The 23619-nt window shown below is 32.9% G+C and carries 22 protein-coding genes and 1 tRNA gene; 8 read left to right on the forward strand and 15 right to left on the reverse strand.

The annotated features are described in order from the left end of the window. Nucleotides 1-53: 53 nt before the first annotated feature. Complete coding sequence (gene ptsP, locus BN4220_RS03420; RefSeq protein WP_066713623.1) at nt 54-1682, reverse strand: phosphoenolpyruvate--protein phosphotransferase; 1629 nt, start codon at nt 1680-1682, stop codon at nt 54-56. A 37-nt stretch (nt 1683-1719) separates the two neighbouring features. Then, entirely contained in the window at nt 1720-2628 is a 909-nt protein-coding gene (pfkB, locus tag BN4220_RS03425; RefSeq protein WP_066713625.1) for a 1-phosphofructokinase, read from the reverse strand. Between the two features lie 247 nt (nt 2629-2875). Here pfkB and BN4220_RS03430 point away from each other — a divergent pair, with 247 nt between their 5' ends. Continuing rightward, nucleotides 2876-3943, forward strand: a complete 1068-nt coding sequence (locus BN4220_RS03430; protein ID WP_066713633.1) for a DUF6709 family protein — start codon at nt 2876-2878, stop codon at nt 3941-3943. Between the two features lie 147 nt (nt 3944-4090). On the opposite strand, the gene BN4220_RS03435 is transcribed toward BN4220_RS03430, so the two are convergent. Both BN4220_RS03435 and BN4220_RS03440 read right to left on the reverse strand, forming a co-directional pair. Further along, nucleotides 4091-6913: an LPXTG cell wall anchor domain-containing protein gene (locus BN4220_RS03435; RefSeq protein ID WP_066713636.1), complete on the reverse strand. Its 2823-nt coding sequence runs from the start codon at nt 6911-6913 to the stop codon at nt 4091-4093. Between the two features lie 386 nt (nt 6914-7299). Beyond that, nucleotides 7300-8628 carry an IS1380 family transposase gene (locus BN4220_RS03440; protein ID WP_066712939.1) on the reverse strand — a complete coding sequence of 443 codons (1329 nt, stop codon included), beginning with the start codon at nt 8626-8628 and terminating at the stop codon, nt 7300-7302. Nucleotides 8629-8894: 266 nt separating this feature from the next. Here BN4220_RS03440 and BN4220_RS03445 point away from each other — a divergent pair, with 266 nt between their 5' ends. Then, nucleotides 8895-9725: an AraC family transcriptional regulator gene (locus BN4220_RS03445; protein ID WP_066713638.1), complete on the forward strand. Its 831-nt coding sequence runs from the start codon at nt 8895-8897 to the stop codon at nt 9723-9725. A 128-nt stretch (nt 9726-9853) separates the two neighbouring features. Here the strand turns inward: BN4220_RS03445 and ygiD are convergent, their stop codons facing one another. From ygiD to BN4220_RS03460, 3 genes are all read right to left on the reverse strand, one after another. Further along, the gene (ygiD, locus tag BN4220_RS03450) at nt 9854-10624 is read right to left on the reverse strand and encodes a 4,5-DOPA-extradiol-dioxygenase (RefSeq protein ID WP_066713640.1); all 771 of its coding nucleotides are present in this window, start codon (nt 10622-10624) and stop codon (nt 9854-9856) included. Between the two features lie 237 nt (nt 10625-10861). Further along, nucleotides 10862-11389, reverse strand: a complete 528-nt coding sequence (locus BN4220_RS03455; protein ID WP_066713642.1) for a spore maturation protein — start codon at nt 11387-11389, stop codon at nt 10862-10864. A gap of 123 nt (nt 11390-11512) precedes the next feature. Then, nucleotides 11513-12094, reverse strand: coding sequence for a nucleoside recognition domain-containing protein (locus BN4220_RS03460; protein WP_066713644.1), 582 nt, complete (start codon nt 12092-12094; stop codon nt 11513-11515). Between the two features lie 336 nt (nt 12095-12430). Between BN4220_RS03460 and BN4220_RS03465 the strand changes: the two genes are divergently transcribed. Beyond that, entirely contained in the window at nt 12431-12688 is a 258-nt protein-coding gene (locus BN4220_RS03465) for an AbrB/MazE/SpoVT family DNA-binding domain-containing protein (RefSeq protein ID WP_066713646.1), read from the forward strand. 239 nt (nt 12689-12927) lie between these two features. Here the strand turns inward: BN4220_RS03465 and rsmI are convergent, their stop codons facing one another. From rsmI to BN4220_RS03500, 7 genes are all read right to left on the reverse strand, one after another. Next, nucleotides 12928-13773, reverse strand: a complete 846-nt coding sequence (gene rsmI, locus BN4220_RS03470; RefSeq protein WP_066713648.1) for a 16S rRNA (cytidine(1402)-2'-O)-methyltransferase — start codon at nt 13771-13773, stop codon at nt 12928-12930. A 201-nt stretch (nt 13774-13974) separates the two neighbouring features. Continuing rightward, the gene (locus BN4220_RS03475) at nt 13975-14715 is read right to left on the reverse strand and encodes a tRNA1(Val) (adenine(37)-N6)-methyltransferase (RefSeq protein ID WP_066713651.1); all 741 of its coding nucleotides are present in this window, start codon (nt 14713-14715) and stop codon (nt 13975-13977) included. A 107-nt stretch (nt 14716-14822) separates the two neighbouring features. Continuing rightward, nucleotides 14823-15725: a PSP1 domain-containing protein gene (locus BN4220_RS03480; protein ID WP_066713654.1), complete on the reverse strand. Its 903-nt coding sequence runs from the start codon at nt 15723-15725 to the stop codon at nt 14823-14825. Nucleotides 15726-15757: 32 nt separating this feature from the next. Further along, entirely contained in the window at nt 15758-16744 is a 987-nt protein-coding gene (gene holB / locus BN4220_RS03485; protein WP_066713657.1) for a DNA polymerase III subunit delta', read from the reverse strand. Nucleotides 16745-16773: 29 nt separating this feature from the next. Continuing rightward, the gene (locus BN4220_RS03490; RefSeq protein ID WP_066713660.1) at nt 16774-17214 is read right to left on the reverse strand and encodes a YaaR family protein; all 441 of its coding nucleotides are present in this window, start codon (nt 17212-17214) and stop codon (nt 16774-16776) included. Between the two features lie 216 nt (nt 17215-17430). Further along, the gene (locus tag BN4220_RS03495; RefSeq protein WP_066713662.1) at nt 17431-18036 is read right to left on the reverse strand and encodes a guanylate kinase; all 606 of its coding nucleotides are present in this window, start codon (nt 18034-18036) and stop codon (nt 17431-17433) included. Nucleotides 18037-18075: 39 nt separating this feature from the next. Beyond that, complete coding sequence (locus BN4220_RS03500) at nt 18076-19491, reverse strand: aminotransferase class I/II-fold pyridoxal phosphate-dependent enzyme (protein ID WP_066713663.1); 1416 nt, start codon at nt 19489-19491, stop codon at nt 18076-18078. A 273-nt stretch (nt 19492-19764) separates the two neighbouring features. Here BN4220_RS03500 and BN4220_RS03505 point away from each other — a divergent pair, with 273 nt between their 5' ends. From BN4220_RS03505 to trxA, 4 genes are all read left to right on the forward strand, one after another. Continuing rightward, nucleotides 19765-20373, forward strand: coding sequence for a transglutaminase-like domain-containing protein (locus BN4220_RS03505; protein WP_066713665.1), 609 nt, complete (start codon nt 19765-19767; stop codon nt 20371-20373). A 32-nt stretch (nt 20374-20405) separates the two neighbouring features. Beyond that, a complete protein-coding gene (gene trmB / locus BN4220_RS03510) occupies nt 20406-21041 on the forward strand; it encodes a tRNA (guanosine(46)-N7)-methyltransferase TrmB (protein WP_066713667.1) in 636 nt (211 codons plus the stop codon). An 86-nt stretch (nt 21042-21127) separates the two neighbouring features. Further along, entirely contained in the window at nt 21128-21262 is a 135-nt protein-coding gene (locus BN4220_RS20610; RefSeq protein ID WP_278280709.1) for a hypothetical protein, read from the forward strand. 7 nt (nt 21263-21269) lie between these two features. Then, a complete protein-coding gene (trxA, locus tag BN4220_RS03515) occupies nt 21270-21629 on the forward strand; it encodes a thioredoxin (protein WP_278280710.1) in 360 nt (119 codons plus the stop codon). Between the two features lie 227 nt (nt 21630-21856). On the opposite strand, the gene BN4220_RS03520 is transcribed toward trxA, so the two are convergent. Beyond that, nucleotides 21857-23197: an AI-2E family transporter gene (locus tag BN4220_RS03520; protein WP_066713672.1), complete on the reverse strand. Its 1341-nt coding sequence runs from the start codon at nt 23195-23197 to the stop codon at nt 21857-21859. A 235-nt stretch (nt 23198-23432) separates the two neighbouring features. Between BN4220_RS03520 and BN4220_RS03525 the strand changes: the two genes are divergently transcribed. Next, nucleotides 23433-23505: transfer RNA gene (locus BN4220_RS03525), tRNA-Lys, on the forward strand. Nucleotides 23506-23619 lie beyond the last annotated feature (114 nt).

Genomic DNA, 23619 nt, shown 5'->3' on the forward strand with positions numbered 1-23619 from the left:
TTATTTATAATTTTGTCCATGTTAACTGCTCATTAAGCATTAAAATCCCGTTCTTAAGATAATTTAAGCTCTCTAACCTTCTTTCGAAGTCGTAAAATCATCGATGGTGAGACTGATAATTCATCGTATCCCATTTGTAATAATTCTCTTGTTATGGTTAGATCAGAAGCTAACTCTCCACAAATCCCAGCCCAAATACCATTCTCATGTGCATTCTTAACCACCATATGAAGCATTTTTAATATTGCTGGATGATGAGCATCAAAGAATGTATCTAGCATAGTATTTTGACGATCAATAGCAAGTGTATATTGTGTTAAATCATTTGTCCCCACACTAAAGAAATCCACCTCTTTTGCTAACTCGTCGCTAATCATTACCGCTGCTGGTGTCTCAATCATAATACCAATCTCAATATCGTTTTTAAAGGATATATGCTCCTTTATTAACTCCATTTTAACTTCCTCTAAAATATCTTTTGCTTTTCGTACTTCAGAAACTGAAATTATCATAGGAAGCATAATTGATATTGTACCATACATAGATGCTCTTAGGATTGCACGAAGCTGTGTTTTGAAAATCTCCGTTCTAGTTAAACAAATGCGAATTCCCCTAAATCCCATGGCAGGATTTTCTTCCTTCTCTAATCCAAAATAGTCTATCTTTTTGTCAGCTCCGATATCTAAGGTTCGAATAATAACCTTTTTACCATTCATTGCTTTTGCGATCTCTTTATATACAAGAAATTGTTCCTCTTCGCTTGGATACGTGTCTCTTTCTAAATAAAGAAACTCACTTCGAAACAGTCCTATTCCACCACCATCATTCTTTAAGACTTCATCTACATCAGATAAATTACTGATGTTTCCATAGATATCTACTCTTTTTCCATCTATAGTCACATTATCCTTGCCTACTAACTTAGTAAGCAAGTCTTCTTCCAGAAGTAATTCTTTTTGCTTTTTCTTCATTTCTTCTAAAGTATTTGCATCAGGATCAATATATAGTGTCCCGCTAATTCCATCAATAATTGCTAGCCTATTATTGTACTCCTTAGTTAACTCTTTTCCAATACCAATAATCGCTGGAATATTTAGTGCCTTTGCTATTATGGCAGTATGTGAATTTTCCGACCCATACATAATAGCAAAACCAAGTACCTTATTTTTATCAAGACGTATTGTTTCACTGGGAATTAAATCATCTGCTGCAAGGATGACTGGTTCATTGAGAACAAACTCCTCTTGCTTATCCCCATTTAAAAGCCTTAACAATCGTTCAGAAACATCTATAATATCAAATGCACGTGCCTGCATATACTCATCTTTCATGGATAGGAACATCTGCGAATATTTCTCTGATGTTTGCTTCACTGCAAACTCTGCATTTGCCCCTTGATTTAATATAAGGTCAATGACAAAATTATAATAGCCTTCATCTTGCAAGATTAACTGATGCCCTTCAAAAATAGCCGCATTTATTTCATTTGCCTTAGATAAGGCCATTTCATTGAGTTCTTGAAGTTCTAATAAGGCTGACTCTTTTGCTAGCTCAAATCGTTTAATTTCAGCGTCTACATTATGGACTGTCTTCTTATCCACATTATATTTGCTTCGCTCATAAAATAAGATTTTTCCAATACTAATTCCTTGAAATACACTAGTTCCATATAAAGTAATCATCTGAACCTCCTTGTCTATTTTCTATGCAAAAAACTTACTATTTTTCTACCTTTGGTAATAGTCCTAATATTTCACCCTCACTTGGTAACCAGTTTGTGAATGCAGACGCACTACCTGCCGCTATTCCCAACTGAAAGGCTTTCATAAAATCATTGGTTTTAATATATCCTGCTAAAAATCCAGCCACCATGGAGTCTCCCGCACCAACGGAATTTACCACTATTCCCTTTGGTGCTTTTAAATAGTATATTTTTTCTTCCTCCGTGAGTAATACAGCACCTTCTTCTGCCATGGAAACTAAAACATTTCTAGCTCCTAATTCCTGTAATTGTTTTGCGTAGAAAACACATTCATCCCTGGAGCTTATTTTAGTACCAAATAAATCACCAAGCTCATGCTGATTGGGCTTCACTAAGAATGGTTTATATTTTAGTATATTTTTAAGTAAATCTCCCGTTGCATCCACAATGACGGAAATCTTTCTATCCTCTAGCATACATAACACTTTTTCATAAATATTAACTGGCAATGTGTTTGGTATACTTCCAGCTAAAACTAAACTATCCCCATCCTTAAGTTCATGAAGCTTAGCATATAACTTTTCTAATTCTTCGTCTAAAATAATAGGTCCTTGTCCATTAATCTCGCTTTCTTGTTCTGCTTTTATCTTTACGTTAATTCTTGACATCCCATTTTTTAGAGTAACAAAATTGGTATTACATCCTAAGCTATGTAGCTGCTTTTCAATCTCATATCCTGTAAAACCTGCAATAAATCCAAGGGATTTATTTTCCACTCCAAGGTTTTTTAATACAATTGAAACATTAATTCCTTTTCCCCCTGGGTATATTTCCTCTTTTGAAGTTCTATTGACAATCCCTGATCTATAATTTGGAACAGCGACAATATAGTCAATGGATGGATTAAACGTTAATGTATATACCATTTGATATACCTCCATAAATCATCTAGGCTGAATTTACGTATATTTATTACTATAATACACCATTTTTTCTATCTTGTTAAATAATAATATTGGCTTCCGTTTTAAAAGTTAGTAAAAAAGTCTCAAGCAAACTCATATATTTCTCATATTCACAGTCATTATTATATGTTAATATATTCCTACTGTAATAATTTATCATTTTTTGTTATAGTTTACAAAATTAAAAGGGTGAAAGTGGAGGTATGAAATGTACGAATTATTGAAGAAACGCGTACAAAAAAGAACAATTACTAGGATTATTATTGCTCTGGTAGTTATAGTAGTTTGCATGGTGGGAACAGATTTTGCCATATTTCAGGTGGTAAAAGGTCCAATTACGCTAACTCCTGACATGGATTATTCCGAATATGAAGGAAAATATGTTACTTACAATGCTCGGTGCATTTTAAGCGAATATGTTCGAATTGAAGAAACAAATACGACTACTAAAAAATCTAAATTACTTGACATTGGATATTTCGTATTTGATGAGGAAAACGGTAGCTTCTTAGGGATTCAATTGGATGCTAAAAATGAATCTAAAATGGACCAGTTAATAGACGAATCTTTAGACTATTTTTTCCAATACACAGATATCCAGCCAGATGGAATTAAGGTAACTGGTACACTAACTAAATTGGAAGAGGAAGACCTTGAATTTTACAATGAAAATTTAGATTATATATTTAGTGAAATTCCGGAATATAAGCAATATGCAATTCCTTATACCATTATTGATGGTACCATTGGTGGTACTGAAACTATTATGTTTTACCTCTTTACTGCTGCCAGTATAATCGCAGTATTATACATAATTTATGCTATATTTAGCCTTTTCTCGGATAAATACAAGAAAAAGCTTAATCAATTCCTAAATGATCATCCAGCCGTATCATCTCATACAATCGAAGATGATTTCTCATCAGCAACCAAGTTTGGAAAAGACATATGGGTTGGAAAGCGTTGGACCATTTTTATTTCCGGTGTTCAGGCCCATATACTTACAAACAAAGATTTGGTTTGGGCTTATTATTACTATACCAGAGGTAGGCATGCAGAAAGCCTTGTAAGGATATTTACAAAAGATAAAAGCTCCGTTGATGTTCACGTATCAAAGAAAATTGCAATGCAAATCTTAGATCATTATTCTACCACCCAATCACATATGGTAATTGGCTATGACAAAGATTTAGAATCTCTATTTAATGCAGAATTCGATGAGTTCTTAGAAATTAAGTATAACGCTGCAATTGCTGCAACTGAAGATGAATTCTAAAATACCAAACAACAAAGAATTCATGCTTTATTTAAAATAAATAATTTTATTATGAACTTATTTGTTAATAAAAAAAGAAGGTGTCACAGATGATACTACCTTACCTCTGTGACACCTTTTTAATATCATACAAATTAAATTAATTCTTTAGTTGTTTATCTTCTTTTTCTTCTCCAATACAAAAACTGATGTACCAATCGCTACAAATATAATACCAATGAAGTAAACAGTCATGGAACTAATTCCACCTGTTTTAGGTAACTCTTCAAGTTTTTCTTCTGTGTTCTTATCTGTATTTGCATTATTGTCTGTATTTCCATTGATAGCCTCATTTATATTTTCATTTTTACTATCTTCACTATTTAATGATAGAATTTCTTCTATTCCATCCCATGCAATTGACATCTTATGAAGCATAGTAATGTTACCAACGCCGCTTGATCCTGTTGTTCCCGTATGGAGTACACCACTTCCACCAAAATTATTTGTTTCAATGGTTGCAGCTAAGTCAACAACATGAGGTAAACCGTCTGCGATATGCTCTGGTAATTGAGGTGAAGATGTTTCTACATGTGCAGTAAGTTGATCACCCTTTACCTGTAATGTAATGTTACAATCTGTTAAATAACAAGAAGCAGTGATTGGATCACTTATTCTAGTAGTCACGCCGTTTTCATATTTTACAAGGAAAAAGTCAACTGCTCTTGAACTCTTACTTGTTCTTTCGATTCGAAGAGCATAACCTGTTAAAGTTTTTGTATCAAACTTAATATATACATCTAAATACTGCGCTTTTGCACTACCAAATCCTTGTCCTTGTGTTTTACTTGGGTCAAGGTTTAAAGTAACTGTCATATCACCATAACTTCCATTCACTGGTGTATATAGTAATCTTGCACCTTGGGTAGTTTGATAAAGTCCAGTACCTTTCGCTCCATCAATGGCACTACCATAAGTCCATGAGGTCGTAGTGTCTGGTTCCCATTCATACTCACTGGTATCCACTGGTTTCACAGAGTCTACTGTCCAAAAACCTGGTGCTATGGTTTTATTATATTCAACTGGGAAGTTTTGAAAATCTGTACTAATGGAATACTGTTTTACATCCGATATCTTTATTTTATCTGATGTTATCACAGAAACCGCTTTTCCAGCTTGACTTCTAACATGCTTTGGCTCAATAGTAGCCATTAAATAATAACCAACATCACCAAATGTTAACTCATAATTGTATTCAGGCTCATTTAAGTTTGTTACTGCAACTTCCACTGGATTAGATCCAGACTTATCAGTACAACGATACCATGTAATTAGAGATTGATCTTCACGCTTTCCTAAATCAAGTTGATAGGATACCGTAACGATTCCATCCTTTGGTGTCCCCATCACTGGTTTTTTTGTAAATTTAGGAGATGCAAGCACAGAAGGTGCTACTTCAATTTCACATGCTGCTTCTAATCCTGTTTCTGATTTAGCATATATAATAACTTTTTTAGATTCATCATAATCGTTGATTCCTTTTACAGTGCAAGAACCGTCTTTATTAACCGTTAATTCGACTAAATCTTCGCTGTCTTTATCAATAGACCAAGTGATGTTAGATAGTTTTGTTTCAATGTTTCCAAAACGTTTTACAGAAAGAGTTAATACCGCTTCTGTATTTCCAGATTCTATTGCTGTATTTGTTGTCTCGATGGACATAAATGTTGGAATAGATGCATAATCGATGTTATCTTCTTTTCCTGCTGCTAGAATCTTATCTTTTACTCCCATTGGATCCCAATCATCATTTCCACGTAATAAGTTATAGGTATTATATACGGTTTCACCCTTGTACTCTACTTTATAAGCGCCAAGTACATCTTTATTTGTCATATCAACCGTAGTCCAAGGATTATCTGAACTACTTAGTGTTATAGGTTTTCCATTATGTAAAACATTCGATTGGTAACAACGTAAGCTACTCTTTGGATACTTAGTCCAACCAATTCCAATGGATATTGGATAGTTACTCTTAAATTCACTATCAACAATAGCTACAGCTCCACCCTCTTTTGTAAGGTATTGATTTGGTTCTGCCTCTATACCAAAGATTTTAGAATTAAATACACAATTTAAAAATACAGCGCCAGTTCCTTGTGTTGAGTAAAATGGACGGTTTCCATAGAAATCAAAATCACACTCTAAATGTACGGTTGTCCCATTTAATGCGTCATCCGTACTTTCTACATGGCAACGATATAATAATACTCTCTTATCTGAAATAATTGGATTTGCATTCAATCTACTGATAAAATTGCAATTCATAGCAACAATTTTATCCCCATTACTATGCACCAATTGTCCTTGTGTAATTGCATCGGAACGCTTTGCACGATTTAATTCTGGCTTTAGAGGAAACTCTAAATCAACGTTACAGTAGTTTCCTACCGTTAAATTTTCCATTCTTAAACCATTGCCATCAATATATAAGTTAGTAAAGTTCCCATCAGCACCTTGAGTTTGACCACGATTTGCTGCGATTACTACATTTTCAGGATTATCAGTTAATCCATAGAATGTTAACCATTCACAATCTATAATTAAACCATAAGGTACAGATAAAGTGTCTGGTTTACGAATTTCTTCATCATCTGGGTCATCAACCCAATATACATAAGGCGCAATATATAGCATCATTGGCGATTCTTCAGTACCATCTACCAAATGCTTTGCTGCCTCATTGATACTAGTAAATACATATGGATATTTTGCAGCAGTTGCTTCATCCAATGAACCATCAATGTAAAATGCCTTTTCCGATAATTCAATTGTTTTTCCTTTATAAACAATGGAACTACCATTAAACTCAATAGGGTTGTTTGTATCTAATGAAACATACTTTTCTTCTGCCTCTGTAGTGATACCTCCTACCCCCATCATAATTAGACATGCAAACATAAATAGAACGATTTTCTTTAGTCTTTTCATCTCTCTCAATCCTCTCTTTACATATCGCTGAACTAATTTGCCGGCAAAATTAGTATCTATTACAATGATAGATAAATTTAACAGTAATTACTACATAAAAATTAGCTATTTTACTTTATAATACAGATTAATTTGTCTTTATAATTTTAGGATGATATAATTATTTTAGATTCATTATGAAATTGATTGGTTTATATTTAAAAATGAATCATTAACCTGAATTATTCATGTAAGTAAATAACAAAGTTAATTTACTGATCTTTATATCAGCCCGTTGTTTTTTACTTTGATTTTATGATTTTACTTTTTTTAACAGTCAAAAAGAAAGGAATTTAACTAAGGTATTATTACTCTCTTTTTTTAACTGCCAATGTGCAACTCACTATCTACTCTAATAACCTTTGTAGTGGTCTTAGTGAATGTATTTTTGATAAAACCTCATTAAATTCATTTTTATAAGGGCAACTACTGCATAACTTAAAGATTAGATAGCGTGATTTCTTCGTTAGCCTTGCTGCTATTTTTATAAGTTTTAAACGAATTGTATCAACTTGAAGATGTCTCATCTTCTTTGGTAAAACCATTCGACGAAACCAATTGAATATGTTATATGTTAACATATTGATTTGGAGTCGATTTTGATTAGTTATGAAATCATGATTTGGCATAGCATTCATATGAAAGCCTAGTTTTGCTTCTTTAATCATGTTTTCCATAGTCCCTCGATTACAATAAAAACGTAAAATATCCTGGGCAGGAATCTCCATATTTGTAACGATGAATGTATAATTAGCTACCATTACTCCATATGGTTTTTCAATCTTGCAAACAATTCTACGAGGATATGCCCAGCTATCAGCAGCATACATGAATTCAGTATAAGTGCAAGCGTAATCAACAAGATTATTGTTTAATGATTCCATAAAATCATAAACATCACCTTCAACCATCTTACGTAAGCGTGCTGATTCCTTCATACGAATAGCAAAACTCACACCATTGGTCTCTAACTTTTCATAAAGCATAACGTCTGCGAAACCACTATCACCTCTTAAGAATAGTTGAGTATCTGGATAATTATCCATATATTCCAATAGGAGAGGATACAAAAAATTATGTGCGTCCTTTGAAGTGTAAGTATTTCCTGGTCTTAACTCAGCCTTTAATAAATCCTTAGTTAACCCATCAAATACTAATAATGGATGATATCCAACGTTTTGATAATGAGTATTATAGCTACTACCTTCTTGCGAACCATACGTAGTAAATGAAGTAGAGTCGACATCAAGAATGATCTGTTGTGGTTGTTCATAAGAATAAATCTTCTCACGTAATAGTTGATGAAGAACATCCATCTGCACAATACAGATGTCATCAAGACGATTCATAAAACGGCTTATTGTAGGTTGAGATGCCAATCTTTCTTTCGAAAGAATTTGAGTAAATATAGGATCAAAAGCCAATTCATCCGCATCATCATCTTGAAAGTACCCAGCGATGTTTTGAAAGATACGTTGCATGAGTATGGATGAATCAGAATGAATACGCTGTTTTGTATCAGTACTAAAATTCTCAGCAATGATAGAGGGGATCTTTAGTTTATTTATATATTCATAGAGTAAAAGTAATCCAGAATCGGAGGAAAGTTCTCCTCCATTAAAATTTATTTTAATACGGTTATTGCATTCTAAGTGTAAATCCTGTAAACTAGACATATAAGGTTTCTCCTTTGTTTGATTTTGGGTCGCACTTAAATTTTAACAAAGAAGAGGCCTTTTTTCTATATCTAGATTTCACTTTTTAGGTGAAAGTAATAAATGTATGAAACTCAGTATTAAAAAGGTATTGTATCATGCTAACAAGGTCAGCATGAATAATTCAGGATTAATATAATTACTAGGTTAATTATAAATAAATTGTAAGTCTCTAAACATATAAAAAACCATTATTAGACGATTGTTAATTGTCAGATGAGGTGCTTATGGATAAAACAAATGATGATATCATATGGGTAAAAAAAAGAAAATTAGCTGCTTCCTATAGCATGAGTAGTTCTCATTGCCACCAGTATAACGAAATATTTTATATAAAATCAGGAGAATGCAGCCTTTTTATGCAACATTCAATTTACAGATTAAGAGCAGGAGATATGGCAATTATATCTACTGGAACGATACATAAAACCACTTATTTATCCACTTGTGAACATGAACGTATTGTACTTGATTTTAAAGATGAGCATATTAAAGAAATCACCGATCGGTATGGTGAAAATATTTTTAACGAGTTACTTGGAAAAAAGGTCCTCTCTTTTACATCAAAACAAAAAAAGTATTTAGAAGATCTCTTGGATAAAATGATCCTTGAATTAGAGCAACCTGACAACTTTTCTGATGCTTTTCTAAATACCTATCTCGTGGAGTTTATATTATTTTTAATTAGGTATCAAAGTAGAACTACCCATATTTATAAAACAATGGATTTAGAGAATGAATCCATACAACGTGCTGCTGATTATATATTTCATAATTATGATAAACCAATTACCTTAACGGAAATGGCTAATATGTTGCATTTAAATCGAACTTATTTTTCAAAAAAATTTAAACAAACAACTGGTATAGGCTTTAAAGAATATTTAACTAGAATTCGTATACGGCGCGCAGAGCAACTTTTACTAGAAAGTAATATGTCTATCACTGAAATAGCCTTTGCTTGTGGGTTTACTGACAGCAATTATTTTGGTGATGCCTTTCGTCATATAAATGGTGTTTCTCCATTAGCCTATCGAAAAAATAATCATCCATTTTAATCCTAAACATCATAACCAACAATTCGCTACTGTTTAGAAAAAGTAGTAACATTGTTATCAGTGTGAAACTGCAAAATAAAAGGAGTTATACACAAATTATATGTTACTTGTGTATAACTCCTTTTAAACTATTCAAATATATAACTAGTCATCGATAAACTTCCTAAGGTACAAGAATCATTAAATACAGTTACTTTATCTGTTTTATCTGCAGCTCCTAATATATAAAGCAAAGGATAAAAATGGTCTGGAGTCGGAACAGCATACTTTGCGTCTTTATGTGTATGATAGTTCACGACATCTTCATACTTTCCAGCTAGTATTGATTCTTTAATATAGTCATCAAAATCATTCGCCCATTTCGTTCCTCCACTATTCTCCCAATCCACTGCTCTTAAGTTATGTACCACGTTTCCACTAGCCAGTATAAGAACACCTTCCTCTCTTAATTTAGAGATGCAAGTTCCTAATCTATAGTGCTCACTGCTTGGGGCTGTTCCATCTACACTTAACTGAAAGACTGGAACGTCTGCCTTTGGAAACATCTTAACTAAAACTGACCAGGCTCCATGATCCAATCCCCAAGTATCATCGGCAAGCACCTTAGAGCCAATTAGCTCCTTCGTCTCTTTTGCAACTTCAGGTGCGCCTTGGGCTTTATAAACTACTTCATATAACTCTTTTGGAAATCCATACATATCATAAACCATTTTAGGATTTTCATCTTCGCAAATTTTAGTCCCCTTAGTATACCAATGGGCAGAAACTACTAAGATGGCTTTTGCCTTTGGTAAACGCCTACCAACCTCTTCCCAATTTTTTGTATATTTATTATCTTCAATAGCATTCATTGGTGATCCGTGACCGATGAATAGCATTGGCATTTTGTTTCCTGACATAAAAACTCCTTTCGTAAATAAAGCTTTTAAGTGTCGTATCACTTTTATCATAAAAATAAGTATATAAATATCAAAATGTAAATCAGTACTTATTTATACTCGTTATATCATTAGTAATCCTATAAGTCAACCTATCCCCTTTAGACCATACTCATAATAATGATACCAATGTTAATACATCCTCATCAATCGCATGACATGCATCGCCAAAGTTAATCACATGAAGCTTTGATACAATTACATAATCCACCCAACTAAAATCACGCTCATAACAACGCCTGTTAACGTGGCTACTAAAGCTCCTGCTAGAGTATACCTCGTCTTCTTAACCCCTGCTGTCATAAAATACACGGCCATGGTATAAAATATGGTTTCCGTACAACTCATTATTATTGAGGATAGTCTTCCCAAATAAGAGTCCGGTCCAAATTCTTTAAAAATATCCAGCAGTAAAGACGTTGCCGCAGAGGAAGAAAACATTTTTACGACCACCAAAGGAACAAGTTCTCCTGGGAACTTAAGAATTGATGTAATAGGAGCTATTACATTTGAAAGTGCTTCTAGCGCTCCAGAAGCCCTCATAATGCCGATTCCTACCATTAGGCCTATTAACGTAGGCAATATGTCTAAAACTACCTTAAAACCCTCTCTAGCGCCTTTGATGAATATATCATAAACATTCTTTTTCATAAGTAGGCCTAAACCTATAATATATAAAAACAAAAAAGGAATAATATAATCCGATATGTAAATAAGAAAATTCAAAGCAATCCCCAGCCTTTCTATTTGAATCTAGTGCTTTCTTTCAGAGTTTACTGCTTTCTATTTAAGTCAACAGTCTTCTATTAGAAGCTACTACTTTCCATTAGAACCCACTACCTTCCCATTCTAATTCTTAGCCAATTTTCTAGCTATGATGGAAAACAATGCCCCAACAAATGTAGAAAACAGTGTTGCTACTAAACCTGCACCAAGTATTTCTGCTGGGTTTATTGATCCATACTGAGTACGATAAGCAATAATATTAACTGGAATAAGTTGCAATGAAGAAATATTAATAATTAAAAAGGTGCACATGTCTGGACTCGCTTTATCACGCATTTCATTTAATTTAGCAAACTCTTTCATTGCTTTTAACCCTACTGGAGTAGCTGCCCAGCCAAGGCCCAAAATATTTGCAATCATATTGGAAGCTATGTATTCATTTACAATATGATTTTTTGGAATATCAGGAAATAAAATCCGAAGCACTGGTCGCAATGCTTTTGTAAGCTTTTCTATAATCCCTATCTCTTTGGCAATTTCCATAAGTCCCATCCATAAAGACATGATTCCTAGCATTGTAATACACAATGTAACAGCTTCCTTTGCTGAATTTAACGTGGAGGTACTAACATCTGCAATTTTTCCCGTTAAAGTTCCATAGATAATTCCAAAAACTATCATAAATCCCCATAAATAGTTAATCATTTTATTTTTTTTCGCTTCATTTTTTTTAATTTTATGTTAATTCTAATTAATATATTCGTGTTTTTGATGTAGTAGTATTTTAAATTTAACTATATTTTTAACATAAAATTTCAACAAAGCACTGAAAATTAGCGAAATTTCTCTTTTCATGTATGATTATGTTATTATATGATATTAATTAGAAAAATTATAAAAGTCAAAAAAATGCTAAAATGTCTTAATTTTTTCAGTTGACTATTTTTACCTCCTATGATATTTTATAATAAGTGACCCCAATAATTAACATATTTTTACATTTTACTAGCGTTTTTGACAGTTTTGAAAGGAGAAATAAAAATGAAAAGCACAGGTATTGTTAGAAAATTAGACGAATTAGGACGTATTACACTTCCAATTGAATTAAGAAGAACTCTTGGAGTAAGTGAAAGAGATCCATTAGAAATTTTTGTAGATGAAGGAAGAATTATTTTACAAAAATATGAACCAACTGATATCTTTAACGGAGAAAAAGATGAATTATTCGATTACTGCGGTAAAAAGGTATCTAAGAGTTCTATTACAGAACTTGCTAAACTTGCTGGTCTTATCGACTAATTTAAAAAACTATTTACCTTGTGGAATAGTTTAAATTTAATAATCCATAGGTACTAGTCTTTAGAAAACTAAGAGGATGATGCTTGCGTTTTTTGATAAAACGATTTAGCATCATTCTTTTAGTTTTTTCTGTATAAAATATCCAAATATTTCAGACGAAACATACTTTAAAATGCCATTTTATAAACCCTGTCATTTTTATATGCTTTAATCTATATTTAACTTTATTTACTTATTATTTACTCTTCATTTAACAGCATTGCATAAATGTCTCGCTTTGGTACACCTCGATCATCTGCAACAGCCTTCATTGCTTCTTTTTTATTCATCCCTTGATTCATATAGTGATCCATATGTTCACTAAGGGTCCATGAAAGCCACTTTTCCTGACTTTCTTTAATTAATTCTTCTCGGCTCTTGCCCTCAATAACAATTACGCATTCACCTTTCGCATCATTTTCCTCATAATAGGCAATCGCCTTTTCAAATGTAGATGTAAATACGGTTTCATGTTTCTTGGTAAGCTCACGTAGAATAGTTATATTACGGTCTCCAAGGGCCTCAAATAGCATTTTAAGCGTCTTAACAAGCCTATGTGGTGCTTCATATAGGATAATGGTTCTTGTCTCATTTACAAGCTCATTTAAGATGTCTTGTCTCTCCTTTTTATCCGTTGGTAAAAATGCTTCAAATGCAAACCTTCTAGTTGGTAATCCAGATAATGAAAGTGCCGTAACACATGCACTTGCTCCAGGGAGTGAAGTTACTGTAATTCCAGCTTCATATGCCATTTTAACAAGTTCCTCCCCTGGATCTGAGATTCCAGGTGTCCCAGCATCTGTAATTAATGCAATATTCTCACCCTCTAGTAATTTATTAACTAAGTACTTGCCTTTATCATATTTGTTGTATTCATGATAACTTGTCATTGGTGTTGTAATTTCAAAATGATTTAATAGCTTTATACTATTTCTAGTGTCCTCCGCAGCGATTAAATCCACTTCTTTTAATATTCTAAGTACCCGAAACGTAATATCTTCTAAATTACCGATTGGGGTTGCACATAAATATAGGGTTCCTGCCATACTATTACCCTTTCCTTTCCACTTTCAGTCAGTTACAACAAAACAGATTTATTTCTGTTAGAAAAATCAGATTTATTTCTGTTACAAACAGATTCATAACTGTTATATACACATTCATATCTGATACAATCAGATATGAAAGAAAGAGGCCGTTGCAAACTAGTTAACTTATATAAACTGTATTTGCAATAACCCCTTTAATTAATATCCATAAATTTTATAAATCTCATCGGTATAAACATGTTCCTCTTTATACACAATCAGCGGAGCTTCAACTGTAACCATAGGATTTCCGCCTTTTAAACCTTCTATAAGCACCATATTGGGCTCTTTATGCAAATAAGGATGAACAAACCTTAATCTCTTAGGCTCTAATTTATATCGTTTCATTACTTCAATAATTTCTGCCAATCGAAATGGTCGGTGCACCATAAATAAGCGACCGTTTTGCTTTAAAACTTTGGATGATTCTCGAATTACATCTTCCAAAGAGCAAAGAAGTTCATGCCTTGCAATTGCTTTGGGCTGATTTGGATTTACAAGTCCATGGTCGTGGTTCATATAGGGCGGATTGCTTGTTACTACATCAAAAGAAGCTGCACCAAAAATCTTAGAGGCTTCTTTGATATCTCCAGTTACTATGTCAATCTTTTCTTCTAAAGAATTCCCTTTTACGCTACGTCTTGCCATATCTGCACTTTCTTCTTGGATTTCTAGACCTGTAAGATGCCTTCCTTTATTCCTACCTTCTAATAAAATTGGAATAATTCCAGTGCCTGTCCCGAGATCTAGCACCGTGTCAGTTTCTTTAATTTTTGCAAAACCAGTTAACAACACCGCATCCATACCAAAACAGAACTTATTTGGATTCTGAATAATTTTATAATTATTACGATGCAAATCATCTAAACGTTCATCGGGTAGTAATAACTCCTCCCACATGCATCCTCCTTATAATCACACCATAACTAATCTACTAGGAAAATTACCAAGTAGATTACCTTGTAGTTAATAATTACTTGGCAATCTACATATAATTTCTTTATAAACTAGTCATCTAAATGATTACCTTCTTTTTTCTCTAATAACTCTAATGCACGAAGTTCATCATCCATTAGAATCTTCTCTTTTTTCTTTTTCGGTTTAAATTTTAAATCGTCAACTTTATATTCTCGTATTTCTTTTTCATCGTTTTCAAGCTCTACAATTACCTTTACAAGCTGCTTTAAGACACTTACGCTTGAAACTTCACCTTGAAGATTATCCGATGTTGTAACACGGTCTCCTACGTTTGGTAATTTAGCATTTAAGTCTTCGTATGCTTCTTCTTCATTCTTTAGACAACACATCAATCGACCGCATACACCTGAAATCTTTGTTGGATTAAGGGATAAGTTCTGCTCTTTCGCCATTTTAATTGACACTGGGGCAAACTCAGATAGATGGGTATGACAGCATAATGGACGACCACAAATACCGATTCCACCAACAATCTTAGTTTCATCTCTTACACCGATTTGTCTAAGCTCGATTCTAGTCTTAAAAACTGCTGCCAAATCCTTTACTAACTCACGAAAGTCAATTCTTCCATCAGCCGTAAAATAAAAAAGCACTTTGTTGTTATCAAATGTGTACTCACAATCAATTAGTTTCATCTCAAGTCCGTGCTTTGCTATTTTTTCTAAACAAATGCGAAATGCATCTTTTTCTTTTTCTTTATTCTTTTTCTCTGTTTCATCATCTTCTGGTGTTGCAGTTCTCATAACACTCTTTAATGGTTGTATGACTTTTTCATCCTCTACATCTCTTGGTCCAAGTACAACCATACCATATTCCACGCCACGTGCAGTTTCAACAATTACGTTGTCACCCTGCTTTATATCATATCCCGCTGGATCAAAAAAATATACTTTTCCCGCTCTTCGAAAGCGTACCCCGATAACATTGATCATGATTCTTATCCTCTCTATTTGTAATATCTATATCAAGACTCCTTCATTGCTAACAATAATAGTTCCATCGCAATTTCAAAATTAACATTTGCCAATAGTCTTTTCTTCGTATCATCTAATGCCTTTATAATGTGATCCAAGGCTTCAAAACTCTTGTTACTTCCTTGCTTTTTTATATCTTGTACTTCGTCTTTATAAAAAACTAGATTTGCATCCATTGTAGCTTTAAACATTAATACATCTCGATACCATAATAGAATTAAATCCAAATAATCGTTTATAACTGATTTGTTCTCAGCAATTTTTTTAATGGCCCCCATAATCTCTGAAAGTTCATATTCATCAATATACTTCATTAAACGAACAACATCTGCCTTCATCTGCGAAAACTCTTCTGAGCTTGATAATTTTATTGCTTTTCCCAAATTTCCATTTGCAAAAGTTGCACTTAACTCCGCTTGATAATCAGGAACCTTAACTTCCTCCATTAAGTATTTTTTTATACTCTCTTTTGGAATAACTTTTAAATTTAGAACCACACAACGAGATAAAATAGTTTCTAAAAATAAATTTGAATTATTCGTTAGTAATAAAATAACGGCATATTCTGGAGGTTCTTCAATTGTTTTAAGTAAGGCATTTTGTGCTTGCTCTGTTAATTTTTCAGCCTCATCAATAATATAGACTTTATATTTACTACTGTAAGGTTTTATTTGAACATCATTATTTAGCTGACTTCGGATATCATCTACACTAATGCTTGCCTTTTCATGTGTAATGTACTTTATGTCAGGATGATTATCACTCATGGCCTGTAAGCAAGATTTACACACACCGCATGGATTTACATCATGGGCCTCACATTGCAGGGTTGTTGCGAAAATAGAAGCAAGTAAATTTTTTCCTGTTCCGTCTTCCCCATTTAAAATGTACGCATGTGAAAATTTTTGCATACGAAACGCATTTTGAAAATAATCGATTATGTTCTCATGACCAACCACATCTGAAAATGTAAGCATAAAATCCCTCCTTCGCCAACTGGTATATCTTAAGCAAAAATATCAAGTAGCAATCCACGTATTTCATCAATTTTACTTAAAATACTAATCGCGTCTTTTTCCTCTTTCATAAGTTCTAAGGCTAATTCATCAAGTGTTTTATCAATTAACTTTATCATTCCGTAGACTCTATGCCTACCACGCTTATCAAGGAAATTCTGCCTACTAAATTTATGGGATCGATTTACTACCTCATTCATAAATTCACGAATTAGTTCACGATAATGTCTCATATCTAGCACATCCATATGCTTTGATATCTTTTTTCCTTGTGCTGAGATCTCATCCATTAAAAAACTAAGTCTTGCCTGAAGTTCTTGCTCTTCAATGCTACTGATTAAAGTAAACTTAAACGAGCCATCGGTTTCCTTTACGGGTGCCTTAAGCTCCGTTGATTGAATTGTTTGCAATTGATTTACCTTAATCTCCATAAACCCCTCCCATCGGTGACTACAAGCTTGCTTGCAAACACCTGTCTCCTCCTTCATTATCCCATGAAAAAAACTTCATGGTCTCATTGCTTCAATGACCATCAAAAAGTTTCGTTAAGATGGCTCATTTAGCCTTTATTATACCATATATAATCAAACATTTATAGCTTTTTATTTCACTCTAAAATGTCCTATACATATATTTAAACCTGATAATTATTTCTTATCTGTATCTTGTATTATTGCTAAAATATCACTACTAATTTGGCTAATACATTCCCTTATGTCTAAGTTTTGATAACGTTTATTAATCCCCAATGCTTTGATATTCTCCTCTGAGAAATCCATGGTATCTGCTAAATATCTACGGCAAAGTTCTGCATATTTAGGATCACTTTGTTCCCGTTCGCGTTCTAAAGCTCTCATAAGACGCTCACCATCTTCTACTTCTACATAAATCGGAACAACGCTATCTTTTCCATAGTAATCTCGAATTTGTTCATACCCTTCAAGGGTTTGTATCATAATATAATTAGAATTATCTAAATCAATTTGACCATCATTTACGGTAAAATAATACCAAATTCCATGTACTGTATCATAAGAACGCTGCTCAATAACCTTTCCTTTTGCTAGCAGTTCTTCTCTTTTTGCATTGTCCACAAAAAAGTACTCTCTACCGTCTACCTCAGCTGTTCGAATGGGACGTGTTGTATAAGTAACCACCGTTTTTAGCTTTAAATCCTCTATCTCTAACAACTTCCGAAAAATCGTATCTTTTCCTGTAGCACTCTTTCCCATAACAAGAAATATTTTTCCCATGTTGTGAGCTCCTTTTCCTCATTTCAAGTTACTCTTTCATTACGCTATGATTTGAATCGTGGTTCCTGTAAGATCCTTCATCCCACGTAATGCTAACCCAATATTCTTATATTCTATAAGACAGTTTAAAACATCTTGTGTAATCACTTCTCCTGGTACTAAAATTGGTATTCCAGGTGGGTATAAATACACATATTCCGCTGCGATTTTATTCACACTTTCCAAAAGCAGCACTTGCTTACTCTCAAGCGCAGAGCTTTCATAATGAGTATACTCAACCTTTGCTTTAAGAAACTCCACATACTTAGGTTCTTGGTTTTTTAAAGTAGCGTAAGTCTTATATTCATCATCTATCTTACGTAACGCATTTAATAAGCGTATAAATCCTTCTTTCGTATCGCATACACTTGTCATGCATAAAACATAGTCCTTTGAAGTCATCTCCACTTGAATTTTATATTTGTGCAAGAGAATTTCATACAGTTTCATTCCCGTAAGCTCTTTGCAATTTGATAAAATAATAAGCTTTGATGGGTCCTTATCATAGCAATAAGCAGTTTTCTTAGGTTTCCATACACGAATACTTTGTAAATTCGAAGTTTGATTATAAAATGATTCTAACTCCTTTACATACTCCTCAAATGCAAGTTTCCCTTTTTCTTCTAGAAATTTGATGCAATTACTGATTCCTGCCATTAACACATAGGATGGAGAGGACGTTTGATAAATACCTAAATATCGTTTTAATTCCTCTTCCTTTACCAAATCACTATTTCGATGGAGAATTGCTGTTTGAGTAAACGCTGGCAAAGTTTTATGAATACTCTGAATTACAAGATCTGCTCCAGCGGCCACCGAACTTTGCGGAAACGAATCATGGAAACTTAAATGTGCCCCATGTGCCTCATCAACAAGTAGTGGTACGCCATATTTATGAGCAATCGTTGCAATCTCTTTTATATCTGAAATTACACCTTCATAACTAGGTGAAGTAATAACAACTAATTTAATGTCTGGGTACTGCTTTAACATCCCCTCTACTTCTTCTACCTGTATGCTACCTGCAATTCCATAAGGTTCTTCTACCCTTGGATACAGATAAACTGGCCTAAGCTCTCGTAAATAAACCGCATTATAGACAGCTTTATGTGAATTTCTAGCCATTAAAATGCGATCGCCTCTCTTGGTACAAGCCGATATTCCAGCCAAAATCCCTGAAGTGCTTCCATTAATTAAGAAAAAACTCTGCTTCGATTGAAAAATCCTAGCTGCCTTTTCCATGGAATGAAGTAATATCCCTTCTGCTTCATGAAGATTGTCAAAATCCTCAATTTCAGTTATATCAATTGCATATGGATTTTCCATAATAAAATCTTTATTTCTTTTATGCCCAGGCATATGCATTGGATAATAACCTTCATCCTTATAATTTAATAACTGGTCATATAAATCCATATCAATACTCCTCTTTGGTTATAAATAGATTTATTATATCGTAGCAACCAATAAATTACAAGTTTTTTAAACCTTGGTCTTTTATATGTTTTCTACGTTTAAAAGCGTATCATGATTTTTATTAGATTGCAATGTAATAATGAGTCTCTCACCTATTCCTTATATTTTAATCGTTTTACCTAGTAATTAACCAATTTAGGAATTTTTGTAATTGCATCCAGCATTTTTTTCATGTATAATACATCTAAATTTATACATAGGAGGTATCATCAAATGAAACTAATAATAGAAGAAAATGATTTGTCAGAGTACTTGTTAGAAACAAAATACGTAGACTTTATGACTCCATGTATTGATAAAAAAGCGCAAGAATTATTTTCTGAATGTAAGAATGATTATGAGAAAATTCAAGCTGCTTATTTATTCGTAAAAGATGAAATTCATCACTCTTGGGACATTGGAAGTGAGCGAATTACCAAAAAAGCCTCTGAGGTATTGACGTATGGGGAAGGAATCTGTTATGCTAAGGCATTACTATTTGCTGCTTTATTACGTCATGAAGGAATTCCTACAGGATTTTGTTATCAAAGATTAACTGTATTTGATATGCCTGATAGCGGTTATTGTATTCACTGTTTAAATGCAGTGTATTTAAAAGAAGAAGACCGATGGGTTCGTCTCGATGTAAGAGGTAATAAAAACGGTAGTAATGCAAGATTTTCCTTAGAGGAAGAACATCTTGAATTTCCAGTGAGAAAAGAATATGATGAAATTGATTTTCCAACTGTATTCGCTTGTCCATTAAAAAATACAACGGATGCACTTGAACATAGTAAAAACTGTGAAGATTTAATTCGTCATCATCTTCCTACGAACTTATAAAAACGTTATAATAACGAAAGGTATGAAGTTACATGAGACTTAGAAATGTAAGCGGTTCAAAAGAAGCGATTGCTGCAAATGAGTATGTTATTCATGAACCAGAGCAACTAAAAGGCCAATGGCACACTGTATTTGGAAATAATAATCCGATTCATATAGAAATTGGTATGGGTAAAGGGCAATTTATTACTACCCTAGCAATGCAAAATCCTAATATCAATTATATTGGTATTGAAAAATACTCCAGCGTATTAATACGTGCAATAGAAAAGCGAGAAGAATTAGAGTGCAATAACCTATTCTTTATTCGATTTGATGCCGAAAATATTTGCAATATTTTTGATAAAGATGAAATTGATCGAATCTATTTAAACTTTTCTGATCCTTGGCCAAAGGATCGCCATGCAAAGCGCAGATTAACTTCCAGAGAGTTTTTTAGTCGCTATAATTGCATATTAAAAAAAGATGGATATGTGGCATTTAAAACAGATAACCGATTACTCTTTGATTTTTCACTTAGTGAAGTAGAAGAAGCTGGTTGGACTCTAAAAGATGTTACATTTGATTTACACCACAGTGAATATGCCACAGGCAATGTTATGACAGAGTATGAAGAAAAATTCTCATCCATGGGAAATCCTATCCATCGACTAGTTGCATTTCGATAAGTCATTTTTATCCTTCTAACATATTATATATTAAAAACGAATCGAACAATTGATTCTTCTTAATTTGGAAGGATGAAATAAGTAAAATGAAAAAATCATTGCAAGTAAAAATCGCAAATTCTTTAAGTAATAAGACAGATTTAAACAAAAAGGCTCTGCAACTTAAGAAATCTTGGGATGAAGTTGGATCTATGCTAAAAGGAAAACCAAAAAAGAAATAATAATTTCATAGTTCATTGGAGACAATATACAAAAAAGAGAAAGACGGAGGTATTTTTTATGTCCTTAAAAATTACAAGTGAAAATTTTGAAAAAGAAGTACTACAAAGTGATATTCCAGTGTTAGTTGATTTTTATGCTGACTGGTGTGGTCCATGTAAAATGATGGGACCTGTTGTAGAAGAGCTTGCAACAGAATATGAAGGAAAAGTTAAAGTAGGAAAATTAAATGTAGATGATTGTCCAGAACTTGCTGCTAAGTATAAAGTTATGACAATTCCAACAATCATTTTATTTAAGAATGGAACTCCAGAACAGACAACTGTTGGAGTTGTATCTAAAGAACAACTTGCTGGATATTTAAATTAATACAGAGTAATTTAATGCAGTAAGTAGCTTAAACATTTAAAAAGAAGCTGTCACAATATTGATTTACTTTCTCTTAAGTTAGGCAATGATTTAATCATTCTCTACTTAAAGGATAGTAATTATCTAAAGTGTGGCAGCTTCTTTTAATAACATTATTGAGTTTCTCTTATAAATATCCTTCTTATCTCTTAATACCTTAAGCAAATACCTGCTTAAAATAAAGGATATTATTTAATATTCAAATTCTTCTTTTTTAATCGAGATGTAATAAATAAATTAAAAAGGTAAGCGATTACCGCTACGATTGGGACCCCTAGAAACATTCCAATAACGCCCCAATAAGCGCCTCCAACCGTGATACCGAAGATAACCCATAAAGGTGTAAGTCCAGTAGAATCTCCTAAAATCTTAGGACCAAGAATCCAGCCATCAAACTGCTGTAATATTAATATCATAATTGCAAAAATCAACGCTTTTACAGGGTCAAAACAAAGATATAGCAATACACCAGGTACAGCACCAATAAAAGGTCCAAAATAAGGGATCATGTTAGTAACACCAACGATTACACTCATTAAAACTGCATAAGGCAATTTTAGTGCTAGCATCGCAACAAAGCATATAATTCCAATGATTAATGAGTCTACTGATTTTCCAACCACATAACTTGAAAAAATCGCACTACAGTCTTTTGATACACTCACAATAGCATCTGCTTTTTTTCTTGACGTAATTGCGTAAATAAATCTTGTAACATGTTTTGATAACATTCTCTTGTCATATAACATATAAATTGAAATGGCAATTGCTAAAAAGATATTAATCGCAACTTTTACTATATAAAATGGGACATCAATTATCATAGGAAATAAATTCTTAGCTAAATTCGTTCCAAAGGTAATTAATGTAGGTGTTACTTCACTTAATTTCTCCTCAATAAAGGCTATAAATTCTGGCGATACATAGTCTTCAATATTATCAAGGAATGAAATAATCTCTTCATAAACTTGGGGAACTCTAGCAGTCAAATCCGTAATACTGTTAATAATCTGAGGAATTACAAATACTAAACCAACTACTAGTAGCCCAAGAACTACAATATAGGATACTAAAATAGAAAGAGATAATCTTACTCCTATACTTTTTATCTTACAAACATTTAAAAAGAATTTACGTTCCAAATACTTCGCCAATGGATTAATAATAAATGCTATAAAAAATGCCGCAATAAAAGGAGATAATATCTTAAAAAAATTACCGATTGCAGTCTTTAATACTGGTAAATTCACAATACAATATATTATAAAAGCACCAATTGAAATAGTCGCAAGTGTATACACACATATCATAAAATACTTTCGATTAAACTCAAAACTATAATTTGGTGTAGTATTTTCATCGTTACTTAGATGAACTTGCTCATTACTGCTCTCTCTATCTACTTTAGCAGGCTCTACAACTTCTTCAATAATAATCGGCCCATATAATTCCTCTTTATTCTTTTTTATTTTGGGGCCATTACTTTTTATCTTTTTTAATTTTGTTTTAATTTTAATTTTTTTCTCCATCAAACTCCCCACTTACTTTCATTCATTCTTTGTTCCGTTCCTATTATATCGATAGTTTACGCTTGATACAAGTGTAAGTATTCCATTTTCTTACTTAATACTTTAATTATTGCCCAAATTATCAATAAATTGTTTTTAAAATATATAAAATCTGCAAAAAATATTATAATTTATAAAAAAGGACTTGCATTTTATAATATGATATTATATAATTATCCTTGCGTTTAGGAAATATGCGTCTTTAGCTCAGTTGGTAGAGCACCTGACTCTTAATCAGGGTGTCCAGGGTTCGAGCCCCTGAAGACGCACTAGAAGTCTTCGTTTGACAGATATAAGCTGTTGGGTGAGGGCTTTTTTTATGTCTAGAATTAAACTATAGAACTGAGAGTGTATAAAACACATTCTCGCCGTTATTTACGACT

It is taken from the genome of Clostridium sp. Marseille-P299, from assembly GCF_900078195.1.
In the GTDB taxonomy this organism is placed as follows: domain Bacteria; phylum Bacillota; class Clostridia; order Lachnospirales; family Lachnospiraceae; genus Lachnoclostridium.

Bases quoted from the DNA above. Each gene is read 5' to 3' on its own strand.
- ptsP (WP_066713623.1), bottom strand. From the start codon at position 1,682: ATGATTACTTTATATGGAACTAGTGTATTTCAAGGAATTAGTATTGGA.
- pfkB (WP_066713625.1), bottom strand. From the start codon at position 2,628: ATGGTATATACATTAACGTTTAATCCATCCATTGACTATATTGTCGCT.
- BN4220_RS03430 (WP_066713633.1), top strand. From the start codon at position 2,876: ATGTACGAATTATTGAAGAAACGCGTACAAAAAAGAACAATTACTAGG.
- BN4220_RS03435 (WP_066713636.1), bottom strand. From the start codon at position 6,913: ATGAAAAGACTAAAGAAAATCGTTCTATTTATGTTTGCATGTCTAATT.
- BN4220_RS03440 (WP_066712939.1), bottom strand. From the start codon at position 8,628: ATGTCTAGTTTACAGGATTTACACTTAGAATGCAATAACCGTATTAAA.
- BN4220_RS03445 (WP_066713638.1), top strand. From the start codon at position 8,895: ATGGATAAAACAAATGATGATATCATATGGGTAAAAAAAAGAAAATTA.
- ygiD (WP_066713640.1), bottom strand. From the start codon at position 10,624: ATGTCAGGAAACAAAATGCCAATGCTATTCATCGGTCACGGATCACCA.
- BN4220_RS03460 (WP_066713644.1), bottom strand. From the start codon at position 12,094: ATGATTAACTATTTATGGGGATTTATGATAGTTTTTGGAATTATCTAT.
- BN4220_RS03465 (WP_066713646.1), top strand. From the start codon at position 12,431: ATGAAAAGCACAGGTATTGTTAGAAAATTAGACGAATTAGGACGTATT.
- rsmI (WP_066713648.1), bottom strand. From the start codon at position 13,773: ATGGCAGGAACCCTATATTTATGTGCAACCCCAATCGGTAATTTAGAA.
- BN4220_RS03475 (WP_066713651.1), bottom strand. From the start codon at position 14,715: ATGTGGGAGGAGTTATTACTACCCGATGAACGTTTAGATGATTTGCAT.
- BN4220_RS03480 (WP_066713654.1), bottom strand. From the start codon at position 15,725: ATGATCAATGTTATCGGGGTACGCTTTCGAAGAGCGGGAAAAGTATAT.
- holB (WP_066713657.1), bottom strand. From the start codon at position 16,744: ATGCTTACATTTTCAGATGTGGTTGGTCATGAGAACATAATCGATTAT.
- BN4220_RS03490 (WP_066713660.1), bottom strand. From the start codon at position 17,214: ATGGAGATTAAGGTAAATCAATTGCAAACAATTCAATCAACGGAGCTT.
- BN4220_RS03495 (WP_066713662.1), bottom strand. From the start codon at position 18,036: ATGGGAAAAATATTTCTTGTTATGGGAAAGAGTGCTACAGGAAAAGAT.
- BN4220_RS03500 (WP_066713663.1), bottom strand. From the start codon at position 19,491: ATGGATTTATATGACCAGTTATTAAATTATAAGGATGAAGGTTATTAT.
- BN4220_RS03505 (WP_066713665.1), top strand. From the start codon at position 19,765: ATGAAACTAATAATAGAAGAAAATGATTTGTCAGAGTACTTGTTAGAA.
- trmB (WP_066713667.1), top strand. From the start codon at position 20,406: ATGAGACTTAGAAATGTAAGCGGTTCAAAAGAAGCGATTGCTGCAAAT.
- BN4220_RS20610 (WP_278280709.1), top strand. From the start codon at position 21,128: ATGAAAAAATCATTGCAAGTAAAAATCGCAAATTCTTTAAGTAATAAG.
- BN4220_RS03520 (WP_066713672.1), bottom strand. From the start codon at position 23,197: ATGGAGAAAAAAATTAAAATTAAAACAAAATTAAAAAAGATAAAAAGT.